Source organism: Bacillus sp. Au-Bac7 (assembly GCF_021341655.1).
GTDB lineage: Bacteria > Bacillota > Bacilli > Bacillales > Cytobacillaceae > Niallia.
Map to the genome: position 1 here is coordinate 59,844 of NZ_JAJTTG010000015.1, position 26,323 is coordinate 86,166.

Here is a 26,323-nt window from a genome sequence, read left to right on the forward strand (position 1 = left end):
TACTTGCCCGTGGCGAAAAGACAGGGAAATAATCAAACTATTATACCTTTTGAACACGCAGTAAATGAGCTTTAACTCGTTAATCCTTATTTGAATGAAAATTGAATATAATAAAAATACGCCTGATCCCTTATATATCGAAGGGTTAGACGTATTCACCACCAAATTTAAACACTTTCTTATTGGCTGTATAGGTACCCCTTTCTTGGTAACATGTCCATTGATTTTTAGGGAGCGTTCCTATTGGCAGCAATTAAGAATCTTGAGCTCTATTGGACATTTCCCTCGTGGCATCTAGATAACATGGTAAAACTCAAAGAATCTGCATATAAATTAGACTATATATAATTATCCCTGTTCATAAACTATCGCTCCTGTTAGCTTAACTAAATTTATTCATAAACTCGTCAATTCTACTTAGTTTCAAGTTTTAAAGAAAAGTTTTAGAGAAAATAAAAAGACCTGCAAGTATGAGCTGCAGTTTTGTTAATAGTGTCATTATAACTTTATCAATTGTATGAATGAGGATAATAAAAAACCTGATAGGAACCTAAGTGGTTATAAAGTGTTTACTTTAGATTTATATCTTATAATTTGTTTACTTATTAACCCAACCAAAATTCCAACAATAATTGGGAAGAAAGAGATTTCAGTATATGAGAGTGAAACTCTAAACATAAGAATATCTATTTCAGTAATAGTTCCAACAATATATAGAAGTACCACTGTTGCAAATCCTGCAGTAAAGGGAACCCAAAAGTATTTACTCACAAACTCCACCTCCAACTATAATAATTAATTCAAATTATATATTCATTTTTTCAATTACATTTTGATTTAATACTATCATTATACGTTTATCGGCTAATTTAGTTTCATAAATTAAAGCTACCTTATAGGAATATCCTACCCTGTTTGTACCACAAGAAAGTACTGCTTTTACAGAAATACTGCCAAGTTTCTCCCTTTAAAAGATAATTGCAAGTTGCTAACTGTCTTTTTTTAAAACTTTTGGTTATCCTTTTTATTGGTATTTCCTAGAATATAGATATTCTATAAAAGGAAGGGTTATCATCGATAATCCTAATAATAACAATAGCAGAATATTCAAAGTGTCATTTAGTATGTTGTCTATAAACACAGCAGCAAATATAAATAACGTGAGCAAAAAATAACTTATCTTGGAGCTTTTCTCTGTAATTCTTTGCCCAAGCTCTTCATCTTGCAATATACCGTCTTTCTCTTCCTTCGTCCCCCAAGTCATAGTTGAAAAGAAACCTATCAACAAAGCTCCAATTGTAATAACTTCATTTAAACCAGTCTCTTTTCCTATCGATATCTTATAAATTGTGAATCCTACTACGACTATTGAAGCTAACCCAAATATTATTGTACCGATTGTTCTTGTTTTCATTCTCCTTTTCCCCCTTCATTCAAAAATAATGTATCAACTAATACCCCTAGACTTTTTGCAATATCAAATGCTAATTGTAAACTCGGGTCATATTTGTTATTTTCAATTGCATGATTGTCTGTCTACTAACATTACATAATTCTGCTAAATTTCCCTTTAAAGTAATATCTCAAGAGACACGCATAATAAATAAAAACCTAAGTACTTATCCCTGTTCTTTAACTAACGCATCCGATAGCTTAATCAGCAGAAGATCTGACATTCACTCTAATTAACCCCCATTATTCACTTCCATTTTTTCTTCAGAAACAAAAAAAAGCTGCTTCTGCAGCCTGATGGCTATTCAATTTAACTCCCTGTTTACTCTAATTAAGGAAATACGAATTAATGAATTCTTGCCTTGCGGAATCCATCAAATACACTGATTGCCGCAGATACTATAAAGAAGAAAATGCTGCCGCTAATAATCCATGATATCAATTGGTTAGATGTTATCTCCAATAAATCAGTCATATCAGTAATAAAATTCTGTGCGATTAAATCGGGATTAATGAAAATCACGATGAAAACAATGGTTGAAATCAACTGGAGTATCGCATTAGAGATGGCCATTCCTTTGGTCCATAGACTCTTGATTAATTTATAAATAGCCAATATGATTTCCAAACAAATTACGATAAGAACAATTGGCCAATACTGGAGCAAGACCTCTTGATTAAACGCTGGTGTGATGAATTCAAGACGGTTTTCTCCTCCTCTATAGATACCAACAAGATGGTCTGCGTAAAAATAAATAGTTGCCCAAATGGCCGTCCACATTAAACTACCAAATACCTCAAACATTGAAATGGATTTTTTCTTAGGAATATAAGCGATGTTTTTCAAATCATCAGGTGTCCATTTTTTTAGGCTTGCAGTTAGTGGCTGTTCATCTTTTCCTTTATCTGTTCTTTCGATAACAGCAAAAACAAGAGTTAACCAAAAAAATGTTTGGATTCCTACTTCAATCATTCTCCATATGCCAAACCCCGTAATATCCAGAGCCACATTAATGACTGCTCCCTGTCCATTGTAATCAACAAAATATTCTGCAATAACCGAGATTAATGAAATAACAATGGCAATCGGCAAAATCATTTTTAATAAGGTCACATATACATCAAAATAACGCGGTCCAATCAGGTACATTGGCCGATCCCGATAACGGCTGGCCAATGTGACCGGACTCCCTAGTTTTTCAAGAACCTTCTTTACATCTTCCTCACAGTAATCATCAGAAAGCATATCCTCTATCGTTGACCGTAACTCAAGGGCAATATCCTCACGATTCTTTTCCGGCAGCCTTCGAGTAACCTCCTGAATATAAACCTCAATTAAATTCATTATCTTCCTCTCCCCTTAATAACCTATAAAGCTCCTTTGAATCCTTAATCCATTCCTTTTCTAACTGCAAAAATATCTCTAACCCATATTCACTTAAAACATAGTATTTACGGGGTCTACTCTCTGCTGTATCCCAACTACTCGACACCAACTCCTGTTTTTCTAATCGGCGAAGCAATGGATATAAGGTACTTTGATCAATGGAAATACCTGATCCCTCCAATATCTGAACAAGTGAATATCCGTACTGGGGGGTTCTTAATTGACTTAAAACAGCTAATGTCAACGTACCTCTCCTTAGCTCTGTCGTTAATGAATTCAATAAATTACTCATTCACCCACCTCATTTTTCTTTCTTTGCTAGATGTTATACAGTATTTATCTTATACTATGCGTCATACACTATTTTAGACACAAAAGCAGAGTGGATAAGTTTAAAAAATTTAGTAAAAAATAGAGAATGGCAAGTATGGTACGCAAACGATGGAATAAGGAATACGAAGTTGTATATAGCTAAAAAAATAATAAAAAGGCTAAAGCTGAGTGTTTAGCCTTTCAAAGATAATTAAATTATTTTTCTTTCATTAACGCTGTCATGTAGTTCCAGAACAAACATACTAAAAAGGCATAATCATTTCAAATTAACACATTAGAAAGCAACAATTAATTAATATATGTTTTAATTCATACCTCATATCAACCTTTTTCTTAAACTCACAGGGTATATACCCAACCCAGATTTATCATGGAGCATAAACTGGTTATATGTCTAATTTCAATAAGGAGTGAACCTTAAATTATGGGATATATGCAACAAATTCTTCCCAATACTCAAAATCCCTGGGGTCTTCAACATTGTTTGTATCGTTTCACGTATATGTATCTTAGAAACGGAGATAATTTCTGGTTTTTTTTAACGACTGTCGCAGAAACAAGAGCTTATGGCTACAGGTTTTTTGGCGGCAGATGGAATAATTATTCCGTTGCATTAAATGATATTATTTCATTCAATTGTTCTCCAAATCCAACTCTATATTAAAACACTTTAAGCTCTTTCTAAGTTTTTAATTAATGTTTTGAAATAATCAGAAACTGTATAATTAAAAAAAATTTCAAAAAAATATTTTATGTAAAAAGGTCAACCTATTAAGATGGACAAAAGTCGTATTAGTTGTACAAATGGTAAAGAATACAATTAATGTAGAAAACTATATATTATTGTCTATTACAATTAAAGGTTAGTCATTTTGTCTAAAAGAAAACGAAACAAATAAAGGGACTTTCCTTTTAATAGAGAAAGCCCCTTAAAAATATAGAATTAGTTCACAATATTGGGATTGTGTTATTGCTACTGAGCCTCATCTAATTTTACTAATTATCTCTTTATATTGTGTATCTCCGTAACCTATTGTTGGGAAAAGATTAAACAACTTCTGGATTAGTTCATTTGTTGATATATCTTTATTTTTTTTGATAAATTTCACCACCTCATTATCTTCTCTTAGCATTTCTAAATACATGTTTATTGCTTGATACATAACCGGGACTAGTTCATGAGATGGTTTAGTATGATTAACCAACACTTCTTTATATACCGAATCATAACAACCTAATTTAATTTCCGTTTGATTAACTTTAAACTCATCCTCTCTGAAACTATTTAAGAACACTTTTCCCTTGTAGCCTGACTGCTCCAGATACGAAAGTATAGTTAGCAGATTCATTTGGCAAAACATGTCTTCTCCAAACCACAATACGATACATTTATACTCTTTATTAAAAAGATTATCTAAAGGAACTATAACTTTTTCCATATATCCTTCTACTAGTTCATGATGGCCAGTAGCGCGAGTATATATAAACTCTTTCTCAAAAATACGTTCAGTAGTTTCGTTCATACACATTGCTTCATTAAATGGAGCATAATCAGCATTTCCCATTAGTTTGTTATCTTTAAACTCCTCATACATAACTTGCCCATTCAATATATGTATTACATCTTTATCAAAGAGATCACTCTGCTCATGCAGTAGCTTTTCAACCTCCATTTTTTTAGAAATATTCATATTAAACCACTCCCCATTCTTATCAAGAGTGAGTTTAACAACTGATTGAACAGGAAACTTGTTAATCTGGTATTCTCTAGGATTGATACCAAGAATAGTTTTAAATGCTCTGCTATACACTTCTTGTGAAGAGTAATCATAATCCATTGTAACATCGATAATTTTTTAATTTTTCGCCAGGTCTTCCGTAGATAAATACAATCTTCTAAGAAGAATATAACGTCTTATACTTATTCCAGTTATCTGGTGAAATTTAAATGAACAATAGTAAGGGGAATATCCCATATAACTTGAAAGTTCATCTAAGGAAAATTGATTTTTTAAATTAGCTTCAATCTAATCAATCATAAGCTGTACCTGTTCATTCATATTGTCTCACTCCTATATACATAATAAGAGGTATTAATTTCTATTTTTTGATATTTCTTGTGTTCATCTTATCTCCTATCCTTTTTACGTAAAAAAGCTTGTATTATACCTCTTTTTATATAAATCGCTTAATTTATACATTCCTGCTATTATAAAAAGTTAATAGGGCATAAAGCCTGGAACTATGGCAATAACTTTAGTCGTTCTGATATGTTTCTAATGTATATTTAATTAGTTCCTTTAACACATTTGTATCAATATCAGCTAATTTATTCACATAAATACAAGCCTTACTCTTCGTGTGTTTACCAAAGCTTTCTAATAATTTTTCCCTTTCATCACTTTCATAGGCCAAATAAAGACTAATTTTTGCCTTCCTTGGAGAAAAACCGACTAAAGGCGCATCTCCTTCATGTCCTGATGCATACTTATAATGATAGCTGCCAAAGCCTATAATACTTGGACCCCACATTTTTGCATCATAGCCAGTTACCTCTTCAAAAATTTTTAATAACTGATAGGCATCTGCCTTCTTTTTCTCATTTTCCACATCTTCTATAAATCCAATGACACTGTTGTCCGTTTCTTTCATCTTCGGTTCATACATATCTGGGTTCTCTCCTCTTCTCTGTGTACATACTTACTTACATTATTGTCATCATTATTACATTCTAGAAAACAAGCCCCATTTCATGCAAAAAGATGTTTCCCTAAAAACTTTTTATAAGATGAAGAAAAGCTAGAGAAACAATGACGTGCTTCTCTAGCTTTTTTCCAGCTATTTTTCTGCCTTAATAATTAAATTGGCCGTATTCATACCGCTCAATGTCACGATTGGCGACCCGCCGCCAGGATGTGTGCTTCCTCCTGCGAAAAAGAGATTGGCGATATCCTTGCTCACGTTTTTGGGACGTAAAAAGGCATCTTTTTTTCGATTGGAAGATAGACCATAAAGCGCCCCGCGGAATGAGCCGAATTGAGCAGCGATATCGGAAGGTGTATAAACTTTTTCTTCTACGATATTATCCTTCAGCGCAAGTCCAAAGGTTGAGAGTTTTTGATAAATTAGCTCTTTATACATTTCCGGATTCACCTGCAGTTTTCCATCAGCAGGAAGGGCTGGAGCATTTGCCAGTATAAAAAGATTGCTTCCCCCTGGCGAACGGTCAGGCTCTGTATAGGAAGAATTGCTGATGTAAATGGTAGGCTCACTGCTGTACTGCTTGTGTTTGAATAGATCAATGAATTCCTGTTCATAGTTATCGGAAAAATAGACATTGTGATGCCTCAGCTCTGAAAACCGTTTGTTAACACCTGCAAGGACTACAAAAGCTGATGTGGAAGGTGATAGACCTGCTGCCTTTGAGTTCGGAAAGGAGGGACGGTCGCTTTCGCTAACCAGCTCGGGATAAGCTTTGAGTAAATCTGCATTCATAATAAAATAATCCCCATGTATTTTCTCCCCATCCTCCAGCTCTATGCCTATTGCTTTTTTGTTTTTTACGATGACTTTTTTCACAGGTGAGTCGGCGTGTAGCTTAGCACCCAGTTTTTTTGCTATTTTTGCATAGGCTTCGGCAATTTTCACATTACCTCCCTCGACATAATAAACTCCGCCAATCATTTCCAGATAGGCAATCATGGCAAATGTGGCAGGAGTCTTATAGGGAGACGAGCCAATGTAAGTCGAATATCGATTAAAAGCGTGAAGTACATGAGGATGTGAAAAATACTGCCGAAAAAAGCTGTTGAGGCTTTGCAGCGGCCTCACCTGCAAGAGAGCTGCCCCAAGTGATGGCGACAAATAATCCTGCCATGATTGAAATGTTTTTGGCAGGAAGTGTTTCTCAGATAACTTAAATAATCTTGTAATCTCTTTTAAAAAATCATCATATTTATGTGCAGGATCCATCTGATTCAACTGCTGCATCATATATTCCCTGCTGCTCGAAAGATCAAAGGACGTTCCATCAGAAAACACATTTCTCGTATGATATTCAAGCTTAATCATATGGAAATAGTCTTCAGCCTTGTCACCTGTCTGTTCAATCACTTTCCGGAATACCTCTGGCATGGTGATGGTATTCGGTCCGAAATCAAAAGTATAATCCCCTAATGCTACAGGCATTAATTTACCTCCGAAATGCTTATTCTTTTCGAACAGTTCTACATCAAATCCTTTGTTGGCTAGCGTTATGGCTGCTGACAATCCTGCCAGTCCGCCGCCAATGATTAACACCTTTTTCTTCATGAATACTGTCTCCCTTTCCAGCTATAAGGCTTTTTCCTGATCCATCTCCACATAGAAGCATTCATGATAATAACCAGTGCTGCTGCCGACAACGGCATGAAAAATGATAGAGATAAATGCTGATTTGCTTTCCAGTCCACTAACATGCGCTGCAGGACAATCAGGAGATAAGGAAACACATAGAGCGGCTGGAACATCCATAGCCCGTATACCAATAAAACCCCAGGCAGCACATAAAAAAAGCCATAAAATACGCTTAAGACCATCACCATCATGACAGAACGGCCAAGGCCTGAAAAAATATTCTTTATAAAACCTTCCCATACCTCACTATTCCGTTCGTACATCCGGCATGAAACGTCATTACTTATATTGCCCAAGCAGACTTTGCCTCCTGATCTCTTCATTTGTCTTGCCAGATGAACATCTTCCACTATAGAAGTCTGGACTGAAGCGTGGCCGCCTATTTCTAGATAGGCCCTTCTTTCAAAAAACATGAATACTCCATTGGCAGCCGTTGCGGCAGGCATCTTGCCCTTATTCGCAAGATGAATCGGGAGGTGGAATAGCACAACAAAATGCATCATCGGAATCAGAAGCTTGCTCAAAATTCCTGGAACTTCAAAGGAGGGAAACCCTGTTAACAGCTTGGCATTTCCTTTCTTTACCAGTGTCAGTGCTTTTTCAATCACTCCCGATTTTAGACGGACATCTGCATCAATGAAAAGGAAATACTCTCCTTTTGCTTTTTCCTGCAGCTGATGACAGGCATTCACCTTGCCAGCCCACCCTGCTGGAAGTTCTCTCCCTCTTAAAATCTTAAAACGGCTGTCACCTAACGTTTTTTCCTGCAGCAAGGACAAAGTCTCATCTGTTGAGCCGTCATCCAGAAGAAGGATTTCCAGATGAGGGTATGTTAATGACTTAAGGCTGCTGATTAGTCCATCCACGTTCCGTGCTTCGTTTCTTAACGGAACTAAAACTGACACAAGCGGCTGAAAGTTTTTATTTATATTAGGAGCAGGCAGACCTGGGAGTCCGCTCATATTCCACAATGTCCATAGGAAAAATAGGAAGAGACTGGTGATTAAAAATAGAACCATCTAGACATTGCTCCTTACAGTAAGTTTACGAAATGCTTCGTTTTTTCGCTGATCACATCGTTTTTCAAGCCATCCAACGCGTCAGTGCATTTCTTTTCAAGTAATAAGGTTTTTTCAAACCTCGAATCTCCCGGCAGGTCATTGCTATACAATGGATTTCCTGCTTTTATCCATGCTTCAGGCTTTCGTTTGTGTGCAAAAGAATAGTAGAAGCAGACAGGTATAATGGGTATTTCGGGAAGCTTTTCCTGCAGATATAAAGTTCCTGGCTGAAATTGCAGCGGGCGTTTTTCCAGGTGGTACTCATCACCCTGAGGAAAAAGCCATACACTTTTTCCTTGTTTCAGCAACACCTCAGCATACCTCATTGTTTTTAAAATTTCTTTTGGGCTGGAGCGGTCAATTGAGAAGGCTCCAAGTTTTTTAAAGTATGGAAACTGCTTCAGTCCCTGTTCATGCATCATAATATACATATCCTGCAGAATAACAGTCTTCGTCAGCTGATAGTAGATGAGCCCATCCCACCAGGAAGAGTGGTTGCAGACAAATATGCCAGGAAAGGACGGCAGTTTACTAGATTCTTGCCAATAGATTTTATCAAAGGAGAAGGCAAGCATTCTCTTATGAAAAATAGAAAACAGTTTATTAAAAACAACGTCTTTTTTAGCTTCAATCATGTTCGTTTCCTTCTTATAGCAGCATATAGTGTCAGTCCTGCCAGGCAGGCTGTCAGGATGCCTGCAAAAAGAAGTTTACCGGTTGCTGCAAGCAAAACAAACATGGTTATTGTAAGGGCAAATAGTAAAAACATCCGTTTTTCCCAGAAAATATTTTTGTTTGGTGAGAAAAATAAGATAAATACATGAAGAACAAGTGCCACAATAAACCATCCTAAAAAGTTGCTGAATGGAATGTCATAGTACACTCCATCCTCCTCCCATATCCAATATTGTTTTAGTTTAAATGCGACAGGATCAATAATTAGATCGATAATTACAGCAACACAGGCACCGATAATCGGCTGAAGCCATTTCTTTTCTGTGATAGCACAAGCCAATGCATGAGAGGTTCCCATTACCATTAGCCATGCAAAACCAATCGCTATTGGCACGTCAAATAGATTGGGAGCAAACCGATTGGTATAATAATAATCTCCAAATAAAATTCCATAAGATGATCCTATGAATTCTGCAAGATAGGAAAACAGGAAAATAACCACACTAATCAAAGATCCAGCTTTTTTTCCAAACTTTTTAGAGAAATAAACTATTGCCAAAAGGCCGCTTAAAATTAGAAAAATAGCGTTCGCCCATTCAAGCCAAGCAGGCAGCAGATCAAAAGTGAGAAGAATCACTCCGCAAATATACCAAAATATAAAAAAACGAAATAGAACATTGCCAAAACTCATAGAACTCTCCTTCTCATTATTTAAGCAAATATTTACATTATCTATATACAAAGACGAGACAAATATAGAAATGAATATTCCTGCTTGAAGACTAATTACATTTTTATAAGCACTTGCATTTCCAACGGCTACATTGTCTCCTGAACGCAGCATTCTATTCAGCCATTAATTGTTAGGTTTTGATTTTCCTAGCAACCTTAAAAGCTTAAAGAAGACATTAGTTTTTCAGTAGAGACGGTTAGTTTAGGTTCCCGATAGAAATGCCTATTACCTAAAATAAATTGCTATTCACGGCTTCCTTCTCGCAAGTCTTTGCCAGTCAATACCTCTTGCTTCGCACCATTCCCTAACCTTGCCGCCAGCTATAATGGGACATTGCTTGAGATTTGGAATAGATTTTGCTCCTTGGAGAAGAAGCAGCATTCTTAAATGTTCCTTCCACACCTCGAGCTCCATTATTAGTCCAGCAACTCCTTGGTCGTGAAGAATCTTTAAAAATGGTCCGGCAATCCCAGCGGCGGAAGCTCCTAAAGAGAAGGATTTTACTGCGTCAAGGGGGTTACGTATTCCTCCTGAAGCGATAATCGTCAGCTCATCTAATACTGACTGTGCTTCTAACAACGACACGACAGTCGATTGGCCCCAATCTTTTAAATACTCAAAATCCCGTTTACTTCTGCGCTCATTTTCAATATGAATGAAATTAGTGCCGCCTTTTCCTCCTAGATCAACATATTGAATACCAGCATTCTGTAGCTGCATGAGCGTTTCTGTGCTCATCCCGAATCCGGTTTCCTTGACGATAACAGGGACATGCAGTGTAGCTGATAATTTTTCCAGTTTAACAAGTAAACTAGTGAAAGTACGCTCTCCTTCTGGCATAACCAGTTCCTGCGGTACATTCAAATGAACTTGCAGGGCATCAGCCTCTAGCATGTCAATGGCTTTTAATGCATAATCCAGCGGCGCATCTGCACCAATATTTGCAAATACAAGACCGTTCGGGTTTTTTTTCCGCACCACTTTAAAAGTATGAGCAAGCTCTTCCTCTCGGATGGCAGCATGCTGGGAACCAACTGCCATCGCAATTCCTGTTTCACTGGCAGCTTCTGCAAGAGAAGCATTAATCACTCCTGATTTCTCACTGCCTCCTGTCATCGCATTAATAAAGATTGGATAGTCAAGCGTTAAAGGACCGATATTGGTCTGGAGCTGAATATCATCCATTCCCACTTCCGGCAAGGAGCGGTGAATGAATGACAGCTCATCAAAATCGGAACTTAAAGTAAATGGTGATGTTAATGCTATGTTAATATGATCTGCTTTTCGATTTTGTCTAATTGTGTCCATAAACTATACAGCTCCCAAATCTTCTAATTAATGAGTTACAAACTCACTGTTAATCCCTCCACCACTTGCTTCAATCGATACATATTTTCTTGTGAAACATAGTTTCGTTTTTGAAAGCAGTCATATCCGCTTTCCCTGACTACTTTTAATATTTCTTTATAAATAAGTGCTGAAAGGAGAACATGTAATTGACTGTCTTTATCAAAATAATCAATCCCCACTTGAAATAACTCATAAAGCTCTTCCGAACGGTTCGCTATTTTCTCCCATACGCTTATAAATGAGGAGTTAATGTTGCTAGATTGCAAATCCTGCTGCTTGTAATTTTCCATCTGAAGCAGGTCTTTTGGTAAATAAATGCGGTTATTCCGATAATCCTCCCCAACATCTCGAAGAATATTAGTCAATTGCATAGCTACCCCTAACTCAACAGCATAGCCATGCAAATGCTGATGGTTTTCCGTTGCAAGAATAGGGAGGAGCATTAAACCAACCGTTCCTGCTACAAAATAACAATACCTTTCTAACACGGCTAACGTAGAAGGCTGCTTAAAGTTAATGTCCATTCTCTGTCCCTCTAATTGCTCGTAGAAAGGTTTAATATCCATCTCATAACGGGTAAAAACATCTCGTAATGCCCTCCAAAGAGGGGATGAAATTTCCTCTCCCTTTTCAAAAAGCTGAAGTTGATGGTACAAGTCCTGCCAATTCTTTAACTGGGTAGATTTGTCTCTTGTTTCATCAACACTGTCATCTGCATTGCGGCAAAATGCATAGATGGCATACACAGCATTAGCCTTGTCTTTTGGTAATTTTTTAAATGCTTGGTAAAAACTTGCCGAATTCTGTTTAATAACATTCTCACAGTATAAATAGTCGTTTTGAAGCAAATCAACGGTTTTAGCTTCCCTCATTTGCAACCCCTCCTGCTGACTGAAATGCTTGTGTTTGCGTTGCTTCCGTGGAAACAGAATCATCTAACATTAATTCCTCTGTAGCAATTTTTGCTGATAATAATACAATTGGAACCCCAGCTCCTGGATGTGTGCTGCTTCCTGTAAAATATAGGTTTTCACAATTTTTTGCCTTGCTTTGTGGTCTTAAATGGTTACTTTGGGCTAACGTTGGCCGTAATCCAAAGCAAGCTCCGTTATAAGCGTTAAACTTTTCGGCAAAATCTATTGGCGTCATATAGGTTTCGGAGATAATATCCTCTTCAATTCCTTCTAGCCCCTCGACTTGACTAAGCGTTTGAAAGACCTGAGAACGATAATACGATATTGTTTCATCTGACCATTCGTATTTAGCTGTAGACAAATCAGATACTGGGACAAGAATATATAGTCCATCCTTCCCTTCTGGAGCCAATGTTGGATCTAGTTTGGAAGCATTGTATACATAGAAAGAAGGATTCTCCAGTTTTTCTCCAGAGAAAATATCGTCTAAGTTCTTCTTTAAGTCGTCTCCAAAGAAAAAGCTGTGCGCAGTTTTTAATTGCTCATATTTCTTATTCATGCCTAAGTACAAGATGAAGCAAGAACAAGAATAGTCCATACTATCAATCTTTTTATCTGTATATTTTCCTTTTGCTTTGATATCTTTTACAAGATTTTTCACAGCATAGGGAAAATCAGCATTACAAATAACCTTGTCGGCCAGAATTTCTTTACCATTCACCTTAATGCCTTTTGCCACTTGATTGTCAATCATAATTTCATCGACAGAGGATTGATAAAAAACCTTGCCACCAAGCTCAAGAAATAAGCGCTCCATTGACTTAGCCATCGTATACATGCCCCCTTTTATAAACCAAACTCCATAGAAAAACTCAATCATTGGAATCATCGAATAGAGAGACGGGCCGTTATATGGAGAAACACCGATATATAAAGTTTGAAAACTAATCATTTGCTTTAACTGCTCATTCTGAACATATTTACTAATAAAATTGTCGGCACTATCAAAGGTCTTTAGCTTTGATGCTTGATACAAAGTTGCCGGATTATAGAAGTCCCTTTTATTTCGGAAAGGACGCTGCAGAAAATGATTTTTCGCAACCATAAAACGCTCATAAATCAACTGCAAGTATTTTAAAAAGCCTTCTGCATCTTTTTCACTTACATCTTCAAATGTTTTCATTAATTCCACTAAGTCAGAAGAAATCTCATGGTACCCTTTTTTTCCGCTTCCAAAGAAAACAGAATACATAGGATCTAATCTTTCCATCGGAATATAATCATCTGGATTGCGTCCGACCAGTTCAAAGATTTCTCTGTATAACTCCGGCATCATCACAATCGATGGTCCTAAGTCAAATTGAAAGCCATCCTTTTCGATGCGGTGCATTTTCCCTCCCGCAATAGCCTCTTTTTCATATATTTCCACTTGATAGCCAGCATGCTGCAAACGGATAGCACTTGCTAATCCTGCAACACCTGCACCAATAATAGCCACTTTTTTCTTCATTGTTGAAAACTGCCCCCTATTGTATCTTTTTTTAATTTGTTTTTGAAGATTAAAAAACTTGATGAGCCCTTGGTTATCAATTGATAAGGTAAATAACTAAACAAACTGCTTATCAACTGATAAGGAGGATGTACAAATATCCACTTATCATTTGATAAATGACTGCTAAATATATCACCTTATCAATCGATAAGGTGATATTCAAACAACTTTATTATCAATAGATACGTGTTCCTTGTCAACATACAGCTATCCAAACCAATCAACGATTCAGGTAAAGATTACAAAATTAACATAAGATTGCTTTCTCACTTTTAAAAAGCATAAAAAAATTGGGATAAGTATTTATCCATCCTTCTGTGCACCTGTCTAATACATTATATAGGCGCATTTTTACTTACTACCCTCTTTCCATTCTGTTGAAACCTTTTTTGTTTAATTTTTTTCATTTCTTACATATTATTAGTTTGCTGACTCCTATCTACTAAAATATATATTATCCGAAAGATCTGGAAGTACATCATCAAAGCCCACACTTTACTCCAAATGAACCTATGAATTGGGAGATATACTTCCACCAATCTTAAATAATACCGGAATAAGTGCTAATAAAATAATTCCTACAACTATAGTAGAAATTATTAACTCTTTCCAAACAATAAAATTCTGTGCAAACATTTGATAAATGACAAATGAATTTATTGGCATGTTCAGCAATAAGCCAGTAAGTAGGCCTGGTGCATATTTTTTCATCAAAACCGTTGCAATTAAATGTGGAAATATTGCATTGAAAATCATAGAACCTAAAAAACCTATGAAAATCCATTTTGTTAAATTCGATTCTGGTCTATATAGATAACTAAATGCAGATAAGTATGCCAAAACTGTAACTACAAGAACAGCAAAATGAAATTCACCTGGAGTAACTGGCTTTTGAAACTGCGAAGAATGTTGAGACCACCTAGGTAACCAGATTGCTTCCTCCATATTATGTAGTGTGATTGCCATACAAAAAAATATGACTAAATAAGCCACCTACCTTTCCCCCTTCCAAAGTACTTATTTGTATCCGTCTATTTTTCAAATAAGTTACACTGAGCATATACTTTCGGATACAACAATGCTGCATGTTTGTTAAACAAAGCGATTTAACTATAAGACACAATAACCCTATAGTGTCTTATGGTTAGGATTGGTCTTAATGACCTTAATGACAAACAGAACAAGCACCTATAAGCAATCGCTTTAAAAGAGAGTTTGACCATTATCTATAGTAAATACTTGACCTGTTATAGATTCTTGAGTTAGTTGAAAAATTATAGCATCTGCAATATCTTCTGGTGTGGAAATCCTCTGTAATGGTAATTTACCTGCAAGTTGAAACATCTTGTCTTCATTTCCAGCCCACCACTTTGTTTCTACAGCTCCAGGAGATATGCTATTAACTCTTATCGAAGGTGCCAAAGCGATAGCCAATGATTTTGTCATTGTGTGAATTGCTGATTTTGTTGCTGCATATGGGATAGACGAACCTATTCCAGTCATTCCAGCTACACTCCCCATATTTACGATAGACCCTGATTTTTGTTTTTTCATATAAGGGACAACAGCTTTTACACAATAGAACATGCCCTTCACATTTATACTGAAAAGAGAATCCCAGACATCATCTGTTACAGCATCTAAGTCATCCATATCTATTTGAGCTGTAACACTCGCATTGTTAACTAATCCATCGACAGATCCAAAAGTTTGAATAGTTTGAGATACTAATTCATTTACTTCGTTTTCATTTGCTACATTGGCTTTATAAGCAATAGCTGTCCCGCCATTTTGTTTAATCTCATTGACAACTTTATGAGCTTCATTTTCTGATTGCCTATAATTTATTACTACTTTTGCACCTTCAGAAGCTAGTTTTAAAGCTGTAGCTCTTCCTATTCCAGTTCCACCTCCAGTAATGATTACTACTTTATCCATTAAATTCATTTTTAAAATCATCCTTTCTTAGATTTTATTTTATCTGTACCACTACATTATGCTTTAGTCAAAATGAAGAGTATAATACAAAATAATGAGATAGATATCATTTTAAATGATATCAGTGAGAAGGTGAAACCAGTGGAAAGTCACGAATTAAAAATCTTCAAACAAGTTGCGGAACTGCAATCAGTATCTAGAGCTGCTGAAAAATTGGGATATGTACAGCCAAATGTTAGTCAACGGATTAAGAATTTAGAAGAAGAACTAGGTGTTCGATTATTTTTGCGAAATAATCGAGGAGTAACATTGACTGAAGAAGGAAAAAAATTATTAGATTATACAAATAAAATACTACAATTAATAGATGAAGCTAAGACAGCAGTTAATCCTAACAAATGGAGAGAATCATTAAAAATAGGGGCCACTCAAACAATTTCTGCAGTCAAAATTCCTCACTTACTATCTTCTTTCTTTAAAGAATATAATAATATTGATGTAAAAGTGAGAACAAGTAATAAAATAAAGTTAGAAGAAATGCTTTTCTATGGTGAAGTAGATGGTATTTTTGTACATAGTAGCCAAAGTAAATCTGAGTGTGAAATTGTTTATAGTTACTTTGAGAAAATTGTACTAATCTCCCCTAACCTTAATTCAAATGATAGGCAATCTAATTATAAGTTACTAGTTAATAGTGATATAAATTGTATATATAGAAAACAATTATTGGACTTGCCCAAAGAAAGCAATTTCCATAGTTCCAATATTATTGAGTTTGATACACTAGAATCCATTATTCAGGCAGTTCATGATGGACTTGGTATTAGCATAATTCCGGCAGATATTGCAGAAACTCGAAAAGCTACACAAGAAATCATTTTCACAGAACTGCCTAAAAAAATAAAAATAGACTTTTTAATCAAATCCAAAAAACAGCAATCACCAAGTTTAAAAAAATTCATTCGGTTTTTGCAGTTAAATAACTAGATAACCACTTCTGCTCTAGCTACATGATTATGATTATGTTTATCTATATCAATACCAACCATCAAAGTATTAGGCGTTTGAGCTATTTTGTACTTTTGATTATAATTCATGGTGAGACCTCCGAATAGATATTTTGTCCCTTTTTGCTGGCCAGCTCAGGACACATTTATCTTATCAAGAGGTCTTTTCATATAAACCGCATTTTCAGTTATTACAGGAATACTGCCAGGTTTGTACCTTATTCATCCCAGAAATCATTATCTATTGCATTTTCTATTTCACTTAGGAAGAATTCATAAAAATTAGGCTCTGAAGGAAAGATTCCTTTTTCATATGGACTCCAATTTACAACAGGACATTCTCCTTCGAGCATCTGATTAGTATCTAAACAGTAGCCAAATTCATCACACCAATATATTAAGACAAATCCCTTTGGCATTGAAGGGAACCTTTCTCTATAGAAAAGCATCATTTCACAATTACTAAAATCAAATCCATTTCCTCCACCACCATATTCAGCTAAGAACCATTTATAACTATTTGGAAGTGTCAATTCTAATAAATCCTCTGTTCGCTTTATTACTTCATTATCAATAGTTCCATAAAAGTTACCTCTTTGTTTATATTCATCTATAAAGGTATTTATTTTTAATTTAGACAATATTTACACCCTTCCACATCTTTAATTTTTACTATTAATCAGCTAACTCACAATGGAAGCATAAATAAAAGGTTGTAAATAATTAATAGGTTGAACAGTTTGTTATTATATCACTTTTTGAAATTTCTTCTTCCGCTAACCAGAAGACTTAAATAAACTTGCTGCTTCAGCTATAACAGGAGTGCTGTCCCTTTTATATCAAAAAGTAATATGCTGTTGTTAATATTGCATCTTAGTAAAACACTATCATTTAAAAAACCTAATAAAGGCATTAAAGTCAAGATCTTCGAACTTTTAATGCCTGTTTAATTGTTGTTCTATTTACTCCTTTTTTAAAGTGATATGCGATTCACGCTCCATATTATTTTCGCTCCACTTTATGGATATTTTTATTGTTTTATTATTTATTTCTTCTTTTTGGATTCCTTCCATAAAAGTCATTTCATCTCTGTCCGTTATATTGCTACCTTCATCTTTACTTTCCATTTTAATTACATCGTAAACTATATTATCGATCTTAGATGTAAAACTGATTATATTTATATGTTGTTCTTCCTTTTTTGAACCTTTCCAATATAATTCCCCTATATGATAATCTTTTCTATCTGTTTCTCGTAAAGTGAAACTCCACTTTTTATCATTGCTTGTGCCAACCCATTTATCACTAATAGGGAAAAATTTAATTCCTAATAATATAAGTACAAAAACAATGCATATAAATTGAAAAATTATAATTGGAACAGTTATTTTATTAGAGTTCACTCACTGCCCCCTTTGAACTAGAATATATAAAAATAAAAATCTAAATAATATGAAGCCAAAAATACCTGAATAAACTAATATTAATGTTAAAGAAATAAAATCATCTGAAGACAAACCATCCTTTAAATATTTAACAATTGATAATATATCTGTACTAAGAGATAACAAAGTTGCAGATGTTAGCTCCGCTATTCTTAACGGATCTTTCAGAGAATAATTAACTTTATGTATATTAAAGATACTTTTTACATCAGGACCAATTTGATTGCCCTTGTATAATCCAACCACTAAGGCGGCTAGCAAAGCTGGAAAAATCGAATCTACCTGAAATAAAACAATCCAAATATTTAAAAGTAGGGGCATTAAAATTAAAATACTTTTCATGTATTAACTCCTTATTAGTTATATCTAAGTATAGTTACCTTATTTTTCTATTGTGCAGAATGCTATAACCACTAATTTCCTTTCCTATTACTTTCTTACTTTTATATACGTATATCTTTCCATATAAGTTCCATTAGTTCCGTTCTTAAGAAAAATAATATGCTTATTATAGAAAACTCCTTCAGAAATGCTACCTTGAACAAAAATAAAAAGAACGCTTTTGGGGGAGTATAATTATCAAGTTAAAGATTATTATACGGAGTGATTTGATTGAACGAACAAGATATTCTCCAATCGATTTTTGATTATAAAGAAAGAATTAGTGAACTGCGTGTGGATCACTGGATGAAATATTCTAATTGGAAGACTTGGTATTTTTGGTTTAATATCATGTCGATCTTAATTCCTTTAACCATTCTTTATTTTAAAATAGATAGAAAACGATTATTTGAAATCTGTTTTTTCGGGTTAATAGTTCATGTTACTTGGTCAAATATTGATAGCATATTATCTCAAAACAATTACTTAATTCATCCCCATGGATTTACACATTTTCTTCCTATGGGTATTACTGTTACTGCTGTCTTATTACCTGTTTGTTTTATGCTTCTATATCAATATTGCTCTAATAAAAGTAAAAATTTTTATCTTTATACAATCATACTTTCTGCTTTATTTGCTTATGCTTTTGGTTACCTATCAAAGAAAGTAGAATTGCTAATAATGTATAAGGGAATGAAGCTAACTTACCTCTTCCTGATTGATATTTCAGTTGCATACATAGCTTATTGGGTTACCAAATTATTCATTATGATAAAAAATCAAACGTCAAAAAAATAAATCTGCTTCAGATCGTATACAAAAATCAAAATCTTTAATTATTAGTTCGTCAAAGTTTCATTTAGCGAGGGATCTTAATTAGATAAAAACAGTAGCTAGGAATGTCCTAGATACTGTTTTTTAATTAATAGTAAATTGTAGAAATTAACAAAAAAGTGTAAACTCGATTGTATATATGCTATTAAATTTGGAGGATAAATTGTGAGAATAACTAAGCGAGACGATGTAAATATGATGGGAAAATTATTAAAATTTAATCCTGCCCAAATATTATCTGTTGGATTTTTAACACTCATTTTTTTTGGTGCGCTTCTGCTTATGTTACCAATATCAACAAATGATGGTCATGAACTTTCCTTTCTCGATGCTATCTTTGAGGCAACTTCTGCCGTTTGTGTTACTGGATTAGTCGTAGTTGATACAGGGACCACCTTCACAATCTTTGGTCAATGTGTACTTTTATTTTTAATCCAAACTGGTGGTTTGGGATTTATGACTATTGGTGTTATCATCGCAATATTTCTTGGAAAGAACATTGGATTAAAAGGAAGATTGATGATTCAAGAATCTTTAAATCAGCTTTCACTAGAAGGCATGGTAAGACTTGTAAAGTTTATTATCCTTTTCACCTTCCTATTTGAAGCCATTGGTGCTTTGTTTTTAGCTATTCGCTGGTCTGCTGACTTTGGTTTTTCAACTTCTATCTATTATGGTATTTTTCACTCCATCTCTGCTTTTAATAATGCAGGTTTTGACATAATGGGAGATTATCGAAGTATTACTGGTTATGCAGGAGACTTTACTGTAGTTTTTATTCTAACTTCTTTATTACTCATTGGAGGGCTTGGCTACACGGTTATCCTAGATATTTGGAGAAAAAAGTTTTCAGGAATGCTTTCTTTACATTCAAAATTAGTTCTTTGGATCACAGCGTTCCTGATCACTGTTCCTACTATTCTTATATTTGTATTAGAATTCAATAATCCTGGGACATTGGGGACCTTATCTCTAAAAGACAAATTTTTAGGAGCTTATTTTCATGCAGTAGTCCCCAGGACTGCTGGATTTAACAGTTTAAATATGTCTGAAATAACATTGAGCACTCAATTTGTTACAATGATTTTAATGTTTATTGGTGGAGGTTCAGGTGGTACAGCTGGTGGAATTAAAGTTACAACATTTATAATAATCCTTCTTGCAGTTTGGAACTTAATTAGAGGGAATGATGATATTAACATAATGGAAAGTCGTATACCAAAGTATTTAGTTCACAGAGCATTCGCAATAACAGTTTATTCTATAGGTATTGTTTCATTTATTTCGTTTATTTTAACAATCACAGAAGATGCACCATTAAATGTAATTTTATTTGAAGTTGTCTCGGCTTTTGCAACGGTAGGCATGTCCTTAGGAATAACTCCTGATTTAAGTCCAGTTGGAAAAATTTCCATTTCCCTTCTAATGTTCATCGGACGGGTTGGACCACTGACAATAGCATTCGCATTAGCCAAAAAACAAAACAAGCTACCTTATAAATACGCTGAAGAAAAAATAATAATTGGTTAAAATAATAAAAATAATCCTCCAATAAGGAGGATTATTTTACTTTTGAAGGATTGTACTTAAACTAATTTCCCTGTTAGTAATGGTAATAGGAGCTTTCATCTTCAAGAAAAGCCCCTAGGTTCAACAAGTTGCTACTGAAGTTTTATAGTATATTTGTCATTCTTTCAGCTTCTTAATAAAATTATAATTCCACAATAAGCTGAGGAACAAAAAAGGATACATTAAAGCAGAATAAATTATATTCCAACCATTATAGTAAAAAAGATCTTTGTGAACAGCTATCAATTCATATAAAACAGCCATACCAGAACACATTATTGTATAGAAAGCCTTTCTCAAAAATTTTTGATGAAAGGGAAAAAAATTAAGAAAGATTATATTCACAGCTGGATAAATTCCAAAAGTAACACCTAACATCTCCCAGTTTACAAATTGGGGATCAAAGTATCCGTATAATCCATATTTTACATCCAAGAATATATCAAATAATAAATGTAATCCTATTGCAAATAAGGATGTTACATACATTTCCACTTTCGAAAGTCTCTTCGGCATAATGTAAACAATTATATTAAAAATTTTAATAGTCAAAATCATAAGTAATATAGTACGCTACCGTCCTCAGATATACTGTATTGTTATTATGTTTCCCATAAACATCAACAGATATCATGAAAAGGGAGAAGTTGCTAAAACCTGATATGCTAGTCCTCCTTCTTGTTGCACTCTATCAAACCTTTTTTGAAGGTTCTCTATATTTATGGGTACATAAAAAACAGCTGCCTATGGCAACTGAGTCTTTTTATAACATTTTAGTATGACAGTATCTTGCCACTTTTGATAGATGTACATAATGAAAGACATGACAGTCCTTATCAAAACAGACTAAAAAACCATTTATATATTTGTGTTCAAATAAATGCAACATTCCATTAAATAGGTCGCACTCCTTGATCAAAGAATAACACTAAGAACCAAGGTAAATAAGTAAAGACCCACCAATGGACTCATTAATCATCACCTATAGACAATTACTTTAGGTTATTATTTGTATAAGTTTAGTTTTAAATTCTAGGCTGTTTTACGCTTTATGTCAGGACGGTAGTTGTTAAAATATTTTTGTGTAAATAGACTATCCTGCCCAATTAGTGCCCTAAGCAAAAAAACAGTTACTACTATGTATAAAGTTCACCTAAGAAACAAATATTAGAAAAAAAACAAAATAGGAGGTCTCCTATGTTCCCTAATTACAAAGGAAAACTTATTACAATTATGTGGATGGGTGTTGGTGCAGCAATACTCTCCAGCATGTTCAGTGCAGTACTTATAGTTATTGCTATTAGTACTAACAAAAGAGTAAAAAAACTATCTAATCGCTAGGCTTTTCCTTAGCTTGTTAGTGTTTCTATTGTTAGATTTACTTCTCTCACTAACATACTCAATTACCAAACACTTATCTTTAAGATACTAAGTTTCACTCAGTAAATGAGCGTTTATAAGAATTTAACGCAGACTTGTAGATTTATAGCGTATGTATAAGAAACCCTTACACTTCCTTGTTGCTTGTCTAGGTTCCCCTTTTAGGAACCTATTCATATTCATAATAGCAACTCCAATTGACAGCAATTAAGGATCCTAAAGATTTGTTCGACTTTTCTCTCGTGGCATTTTGATAACATGGCAAAGCAATAACCTAAGAGGTGCTGCATAGTAAATAAAATCATATGTAATTATCGCTGTTCTTTAACTACCGCCCCCGTTAGCTTAAGTGATGATATTCACAATCTTTTGTTTAGTAGCATATAAAAGAGACGCTTACTTACTAAAGAAAAGCGCCCGATTGTGGAAGATGGTCCTGGAACATAAAGGGTTTATTCAGACTTTATTACAAATTTCAATCTTTATAATCAGTATCATACTTTATTCAAAATCCACATTTATAAAACCCTCCAATATAACACCACCCCCACAACTCTTTGATATAGTAGCTTCCTAAGTCTTATATAGGAGGAACAAATATGATCTTAACCGTCAAAAACCTATCGGTCACATACGGTACTAAAAAAGCTATCGACAACATTAGTTTCAGCATCAAGCCTGGGGAGGTAATTGGCTTACTTGGGGCAAACGGTGCAGGAAAATCCTCTACCATTGCGGCGGTGCTTGGTATTGAAAAGAGCAATTACGAAGAGCTCACAATGCTCGGAAAGTCACCGATTCTCAATCGTAAGGAAGTTTTTCAAGAGGTGGGTGTACAGTTTCAAGAAACAAACTTCCAAGATAAACTAACAGTGCGTGACGCATGCAAGCAGTGGGAGTCGCTTTATAAACAAACTGCTGATTTGCCTCTACTCCTACAAACATTTGGTCTAGTTGGTAAGGAAACTCAACTTGTGAAATCTCTTTCAGGGGGAGAACGTCAACGCTTAGCAGTGCTGCTGGCATTAGTTTCAAATCCTAAGCTTGTTTTCTTAGATGAGCTTACAACGGGATTAGATACTAAGGCTCGACGTATGCTTTGGAAACAGCTTTTAGCCATGAAAGAGAAAGGGCTGGCAGTTGTCCTAACATCACACTACATGGACGAGGTCGAGGCGTTATGTAATGAAATTTTAATTTTAAAAGAAGGAAAAACGGTCTTTCATGGCACAATCCAAGAGGCAATCCATGCAAGTGAGAAAGCCACACTAGAGGAGGCGTATCTACATTTTGCAGGGGAGGAGGACTGGGTATGAGAACATTTTTTACCTTTTTAAAGATTGAAGGCAAGCTCGTTTGGAAGGGCATTGATATTCTTATTTTCGGGATCTGCTTCCCTATCATTTTAGCCACACTATTTGGTTATTTACTGAGTAAGGATGATTTAGCTGGTGCTTCCAACTTTGAATTATCGTACGCAGCTGTAATTACGATTGGTGTACTTGCAACAGGAGTTATGGGCGTGCCACTGACCATTGCAGATTACCGTCACCGAGGGATTTTAAAGCGATTCCAAGTGACACCCGTGTCACCTCTCCAGATTTTATTTGCCCAAGGATTGATTCAGCTTTCTTCATCACTTGTATCATTTATTGGTGTCACACTTGTTTATCATCTATTATTTGATTATGAACTAAAGGGCTCCTGGGCAATATTCCTTCTGACCTACACTTTTGTCATTATAGCGATATATAGTATCGGGATTTTCATTGGAAGCTTAGTACCTGACCAAAAGTCAGCAAATGTTTGGAGTTCTGTTGCTTACTTTACGATGTTATTGTTTTCAGGAGCAACGATTCCGTATGAAGCCATGCCTCGACTCTTCCAATGGATAATGGATATTTTACCACTTTCTCATGGTATTCATTTATTAAAGCAGGCAAGTATCGGAGAGTCACTAACAGATGGTCTATTCCATATCGTGATTTTAGCTCTATGCATTGTAATTGGATTATGTGGAGCGATTAAATTTTTTAAATGGAAGTAGGTGTGTTGGGTGTACAAAACAAAAGAAATTGCAGCACTTGTTGGGATACACCCCAACACTGTGCGCATATATGAGGAATGGGGCTTTATATCCCCTGTACCAAGACAAGCAAATAGCTACCGTATCTATTCAGACATCCATTTATTTCAGTTAAAGGTCGCACGAACGCTCTTTCGTTGTGAAATTGTACAAGGAGATATTCGAAAAAGAGCTCGTGCAATTGTATATGCTTGCGGTAAAGAAAATTTTACGAAGGCTGAAGAACTAACAATAGACTATCTTACCAATTTAAAACGCGAATATGTTCATGCCTTGTCTGCTACAAATGTTGTTGAGAAATGGTTGAGAGAATATCCTACTGTTAGTACACGTACTTATTCTCGAAAGGAAGTGGCTCTGCTTATAGATATTACATCAGAAGCTGTACGAAATTGGGAACGTAACGGACTCATTACCGTTCCGAGACTGGACAATGGTAATCGAGCATATGGTGAAAGGGAACTTGAGCAGCTACGAGTTATTCGTAGTTTAAGAAGTGCCCATTACTCAATTAATGCCATTTTACGTTTACTCAAACAAATTCAACAACCAAGTCCTGATATTGTCGCTATTTTAAATACACCAACAGAAGAAGAAGATATTGTGTCAGTAACGGATCAATTATGTAAATCTTTACTAGATGCAATAGCAGATGCAAAAGATACATTAGCTTTGTTTCATGAAAAAACCACTTTCCAATAATGGTAACAGAAAGTGGTTTTTAGCATCTTTGGTAGTTTTGAAATAATGTTCGGCTTAAATATATCCACAAATCCAAGTTTTCATAAAAAGTTCCTTTTAAAGTTAAAATGAATAATTTTCTATCAGGTTAGGTTTGGCATTTATAAACAAAGAGTTTGCTCATTTTTAACCTATTGTGTTCAACATTCCGCCCCGAATGTTGAACACAAGTAAAACAACTATCTTTTGCTAAACTGCCATGTTTCTACCATAAGCAAGTTTTCATTTATTACAGGAATGCTGCCACTATAGTTCCGTAAGAAAAAAAACAGCAATAGGAAATTTTTCTTTTGTTACAGAATATAATCTGTACTATCTGCGCTTGTCCTCGTTTATAACGATACTATAAGAAATATTGAGTTTATCCCAAACCCATTCCTGAAAAGTTCTATTTATTTCTCTTTTTAGTGCCTCCTCATTCAAACTCTCATCAATACCTAATTCTTTAATACTAAATGTTTCTGTCGCCTCTGCACCTTGGTATTTTGTACTAGTGAATGAAAAAGTGACTGTCTTATCCAAATGATTCGTCCCCCTACTTAAATCTGCTTAAATTCGCATTTAATTACAGTTTACAGCATAACTTCTTCTTTCACTAAACTGCCATGTTTGTGCCATAAGCTAAGCTTTCAATTTATAGGAATGGTGCCAAGTTTGTGACTTTTAAAAAAACAACTTCCTATCAAAGAAAGCCTTCGGTAGTTGCAGAAGAACTGAAGGTGGTGGGCTTAATTACAATTTTTTGATCTCTCCAAATGTAATTTTCATACTGGGGGCATATAATAGTGAGGAATCCATGTTAAATACTTGTGAAAACAACAGTTCCGCCTCAAATTGTTCCTGTGCTTCCTGCAATTTAACCCCACGTTTTATCAAGCTTTCAATATACTTTTCTTTATTTGCAGGTTCTTCACCTACCCCTTCTTCTCTAAGAGAAGAAAACAATTTTTGCTTATCTTGTTGATTCATATCAGGATGGAGGTAGTTAACCTTATCGCTGACTCTGCACTCAATATTCTTTACACCCAATTCAGATAAATATTTAGGCAATTTCGCACCAATATTTCCATCTTTTCCAGTTTTTTTT

25 protein-coding genes and 3 pseudogenes are annotated in these 26,323 nt (G+C 34.8%); 6 read left to right on the forward strand and 22 right to left on the reverse strand.

The features are described 5' to 3' along the window. Nucleotides 1–558 precede the first annotated feature (558 nt). The 16 genes and pseudogenes from LXM54_RS23620 to LXM54_RS23695 form a co-directional block, all read right to left on the reverse strand. Nucleotides 559–771 (reverse strand): ATPase, encoded by a 213-nt coding sequence (locus LXM54_RS23620; RefSeq protein ID WP_233318044.1) that lies wholly within the window; start codon nt 769–771, stop codon nt 559–561. A 253-nt stretch (nt 772–1,024) separates the two neighbouring features. Beyond that, a complete protein-coding gene (locus LXM54_RS23625; RefSeq protein ID WP_233318047.1) occupies nt 1,025–1,414 on the reverse strand; it encodes a hypothetical protein in 390 nt (129 codons plus the stop codon). Next, nucleotides 1,411–1,580, reverse strand: a pseudogene (locus LXM54_RS23630) (helix-turn-helix transcriptional regulator). Before LXM54_RS23630 ends, LXM54_RS23625 begins: the two are co-directional and overlap by 4 nt. 218 nt (nt 1,581–1,798) lie before the next feature. Continuing rightward, nucleotides 1,799–2,797: an HAAS signaling domain-containing protein gene (locus tag LXM54_RS23635; protein ID WP_233318051.1), complete on the reverse strand. Its 999-nt coding sequence runs from the start codon at nt 2,795–2,797 to the stop codon at nt 1,799–1,801. Then, nucleotides 2,784–3,131 (reverse strand): PadR family transcriptional regulator, encoded by a 348-nt coding sequence (locus LXM54_RS23640; RefSeq protein WP_233318054.1) that lies wholly within the window; start codon nt 3,129–3,131, stop codon nt 2,784–2,786. Before LXM54_RS23640 ends, LXM54_RS23635 begins: the two co-directional genes overlap by 14 nt. A 1,024-nt stretch (nt 3,132–4,155) precedes the next feature. Then, nucleotides 4,156–5,199, reverse strand: a pseudogene (locus LXM54_RS23645) (helix-turn-helix transcriptional regulator). Between the two features lie 229 nt (nt 5,200–5,428). After that, the gene (locus LXM54_RS23650; protein WP_233318057.1) at nt 5,429–5,839 is read right to left on the reverse strand and encodes a DUF1801 domain-containing protein; all 411 of its coding nucleotides are present in this window, start codon (nt 5,837–5,839) and stop codon (nt 5,429–5,431) included. Between the two features lie 171 nt (nt 5,840–6,010). After that, nucleotides 6,011–7,483, reverse strand: coding sequence for a phytoene desaturase family protein (locus LXM54_RS23655; protein WP_233318060.1), 1,473 nt, complete (start codon nt 7,481–7,483; stop codon nt 6,011–6,013). Then, nucleotides 7,480–8,586, reverse strand: a complete 1,107-nt coding sequence (locus LXM54_RS23660; protein ID WP_233318061.1) for a glycosyltransferase — start codon at nt 8,584–8,586, stop codon at nt 7,480–7,482. The genes LXM54_RS23655 and LXM54_RS23660 overlap by 4 nt, the downstream gene beginning before the upstream one ends. A gap of 14 nt (nt 8,587–8,600) precedes the next feature. Beyond that, nucleotides 8,601–9,263, reverse strand: a complete 663-nt coding sequence (locus tag LXM54_RS23665) for a lysophospholipid acyltransferase family protein (RefSeq protein ID WP_233318066.1) — start codon at nt 9,261–9,263, stop codon at nt 8,601–8,603. Further along, on the reverse strand, nt 9,260–9,994 hold the full coding sequence (locus tag LXM54_RS23670) for a carotenoid biosynthesis protein (protein WP_233318069.1): 735 nt from the start codon (nt 9,992–9,994) through the stop codon (nt 9,260–9,262). Before LXM54_RS23670 ends, LXM54_RS23665 begins: the two co-directional genes overlap by 4 nt. Before the next feature lie 288 nt (nt 9,995–10,282). After that, nucleotides 10,283–11,344, reverse strand: a complete 1,062-nt coding sequence (gene fni, locus LXM54_RS23675; protein ID WP_233318072.1) for a type 2 isopentenyl-diphosphate Delta-isomerase — start codon at nt 11,342–11,344, stop codon at nt 10,283–10,285. Between the two features lie 35 nt (nt 11,345–11,379). Further along, on the reverse strand, nt 11,380–12,258 hold the full coding sequence (locus LXM54_RS23680; protein WP_233318075.1) for a phytoene/squalene synthase family protein: 879 nt from the start codon (nt 12,256–12,258) through the stop codon (nt 11,380–11,382). Beyond that, on the reverse strand, nt 12,245–13,810 hold the full coding sequence (locus LXM54_RS23685) for a phytoene desaturase family protein (RefSeq protein ID WP_233318076.1): 1,566 nt from the start codon (nt 13,808–13,810) through the stop codon (nt 12,245–12,247). Before LXM54_RS23685 ends, LXM54_RS23680 begins: the two co-directional genes overlap by 14 nt. Nucleotides 13,811–14,362: 552 nt before the next feature. Then, nucleotides 14,363–14,845, reverse strand: a complete 483-nt coding sequence (locus tag LXM54_RS23690) for an HXXEE domain-containing protein (RefSeq protein WP_233318079.1) — start codon at nt 14,843–14,845, stop codon at nt 14,363–14,365. Between the two features lie 210 nt (nt 14,846–15,055). Further along, nucleotides 15,056–15,799, reverse strand: a complete 744-nt coding sequence (locus LXM54_RS23695) for an SDR family NAD(P)-dependent oxidoreductase (protein WP_233318082.1) — start codon at nt 15,797–15,799, stop codon at nt 15,056–15,058. A gap of 132 nt (nt 15,800–15,931) precedes the next feature. Between LXM54_RS23695 and LXM54_RS23700 the strand changes: the two genes are divergently transcribed. Then, on the forward strand, nt 15,932–16,777 hold the full coding sequence (locus tag LXM54_RS23700; protein WP_233318108.1) for a LysR family transcriptional regulator: 846 nt from the start codon (nt 15,932–15,934) through the stop codon (nt 16,775–16,777). 238 nt (nt 16,778–17,015) lie between these two features. Here LXM54_RS23700 and LXM54_RS23705 read toward each other — a convergent pair whose 3' ends face one another. From LXM54_RS23705 to LXM54_RS23715, 3 genes are all read right to left on the reverse strand, one after another. Beyond that, nucleotides 17,016–17,438 (reverse strand): SMI1/KNR4 family protein, encoded by a 423-nt coding sequence (locus LXM54_RS23705; protein ID WP_233318110.1) that lies wholly within the window; start codon nt 17,436–17,438, stop codon nt 17,016–17,018. Between the two features lie 321 nt (nt 17,439–17,759). Beyond that, the gene (locus LXM54_RS23710) at nt 17,760–18,200 is read right to left on the reverse strand and encodes a DUF4944 domain-containing protein (RefSeq protein WP_233318111.1); all 441 of its coding nucleotides are present in this window, start codon (nt 18,198–18,200) and stop codon (nt 17,760–17,762) included. Further along, nucleotides 18,201–18,584, reverse strand: a complete 384-nt coding sequence (locus LXM54_RS23715) for a hypothetical protein (RefSeq protein WP_233318114.1) — start codon at nt 18,582–18,584, stop codon at nt 18,201–18,203. A 270-nt stretch (nt 18,585–18,854) separates the two neighbouring features. Here LXM54_RS23715 and LXM54_RS23720 point away from each other — a divergent pair, with 270 nt between their 5' ends. Further along, nucleotides 18,855–19,424 (forward strand): CBO0543 family protein, encoded by a 570-nt coding sequence (locus LXM54_RS23720; protein WP_233318116.1) that lies wholly within the window; start codon nt 18,855–18,857, stop codon nt 19,422–19,424. A 231-nt stretch (nt 19,425–19,655) separates the two neighbouring features. Further along, the gene (locus LXM54_RS23725) at nt 19,656–20,990 is read left to right on the forward strand and encodes a TrkH family potassium uptake protein (RefSeq protein ID WP_442780537.1); all 1,335 of its coding nucleotides are present in this window, start codon (nt 19,656–19,658) and stop codon (nt 20,988–20,990) included. Between the two features lie 156 nt (nt 20,991–21,146). Here the strand turns inward: LXM54_RS23725 and LXM54_RS28630 are convergent, their stop codons facing one another. Further along, the gene (locus LXM54_RS28630) at nt 21,147–21,587 is read right to left on the reverse strand and encodes a CBO0543 family protein (protein ID WP_442780535.1); all 441 of its coding nucleotides are present in this window, start codon (nt 21,585–21,587) and stop codon (nt 21,147–21,149) included. Nucleotides 21,588–23,008: 1,421 nt separating this feature from the next. Between LXM54_RS28630 and LXM54_RS23730 the strand changes: the two genes are divergently transcribed. From LXM54_RS23730 to LXM54_RS28345, 3 genes are read left to right on the forward strand one after another with little or no spacing between them, the layout of a single operon-like run. After that, a complete protein-coding gene (locus LXM54_RS23730; protein WP_233318119.1) occupies nt 23,009–23,725 on the forward strand; it encodes an ABC transporter ATP-binding protein in 717 nt (238 codons plus the stop codon). Further along, complete coding sequence (locus LXM54_RS23735; protein ID WP_233318121.1) at nt 23,722–24,456, forward strand: ABC transporter permease; 735 nt, start codon at nt 23,722–23,724, stop codon at nt 24,454–24,456. The genes LXM54_RS23730 and LXM54_RS23735 overlap by 4 nt, the downstream gene beginning before the upstream one ends. Before the next feature lie 9 nt (nt 24,457–24,465). Then, nucleotides 24,466–25,197, forward strand: a complete 732-nt coding sequence (locus LXM54_RS28345) for a MerR family transcriptional regulator (protein ID WP_233318123.1) — start codon at nt 24,466–24,468, stop codon at nt 25,195–25,197. A 351-nt stretch (nt 25,198–25,548) separates the two neighbouring features. On the opposite strand, the gene LXM54_RS23745 is transcribed toward LXM54_RS28345, so the two are convergent. Continuing rightward, complete coding sequence (locus LXM54_RS23745) at nt 25,549–25,758, reverse strand: hypothetical protein (RefSeq protein ID WP_233318125.1); 210 nt, start codon at nt 25,756–25,758, stop codon at nt 25,549–25,551. A 210-nt stretch (nt 25,759–25,968) separates the two neighbouring features. Next, nucleotides 25,969–26,323 (reverse strand): annotated as a pseudogene (locus LXM54_RS23750) (class I SAM-dependent methyltransferase); the annotation flags it as partial.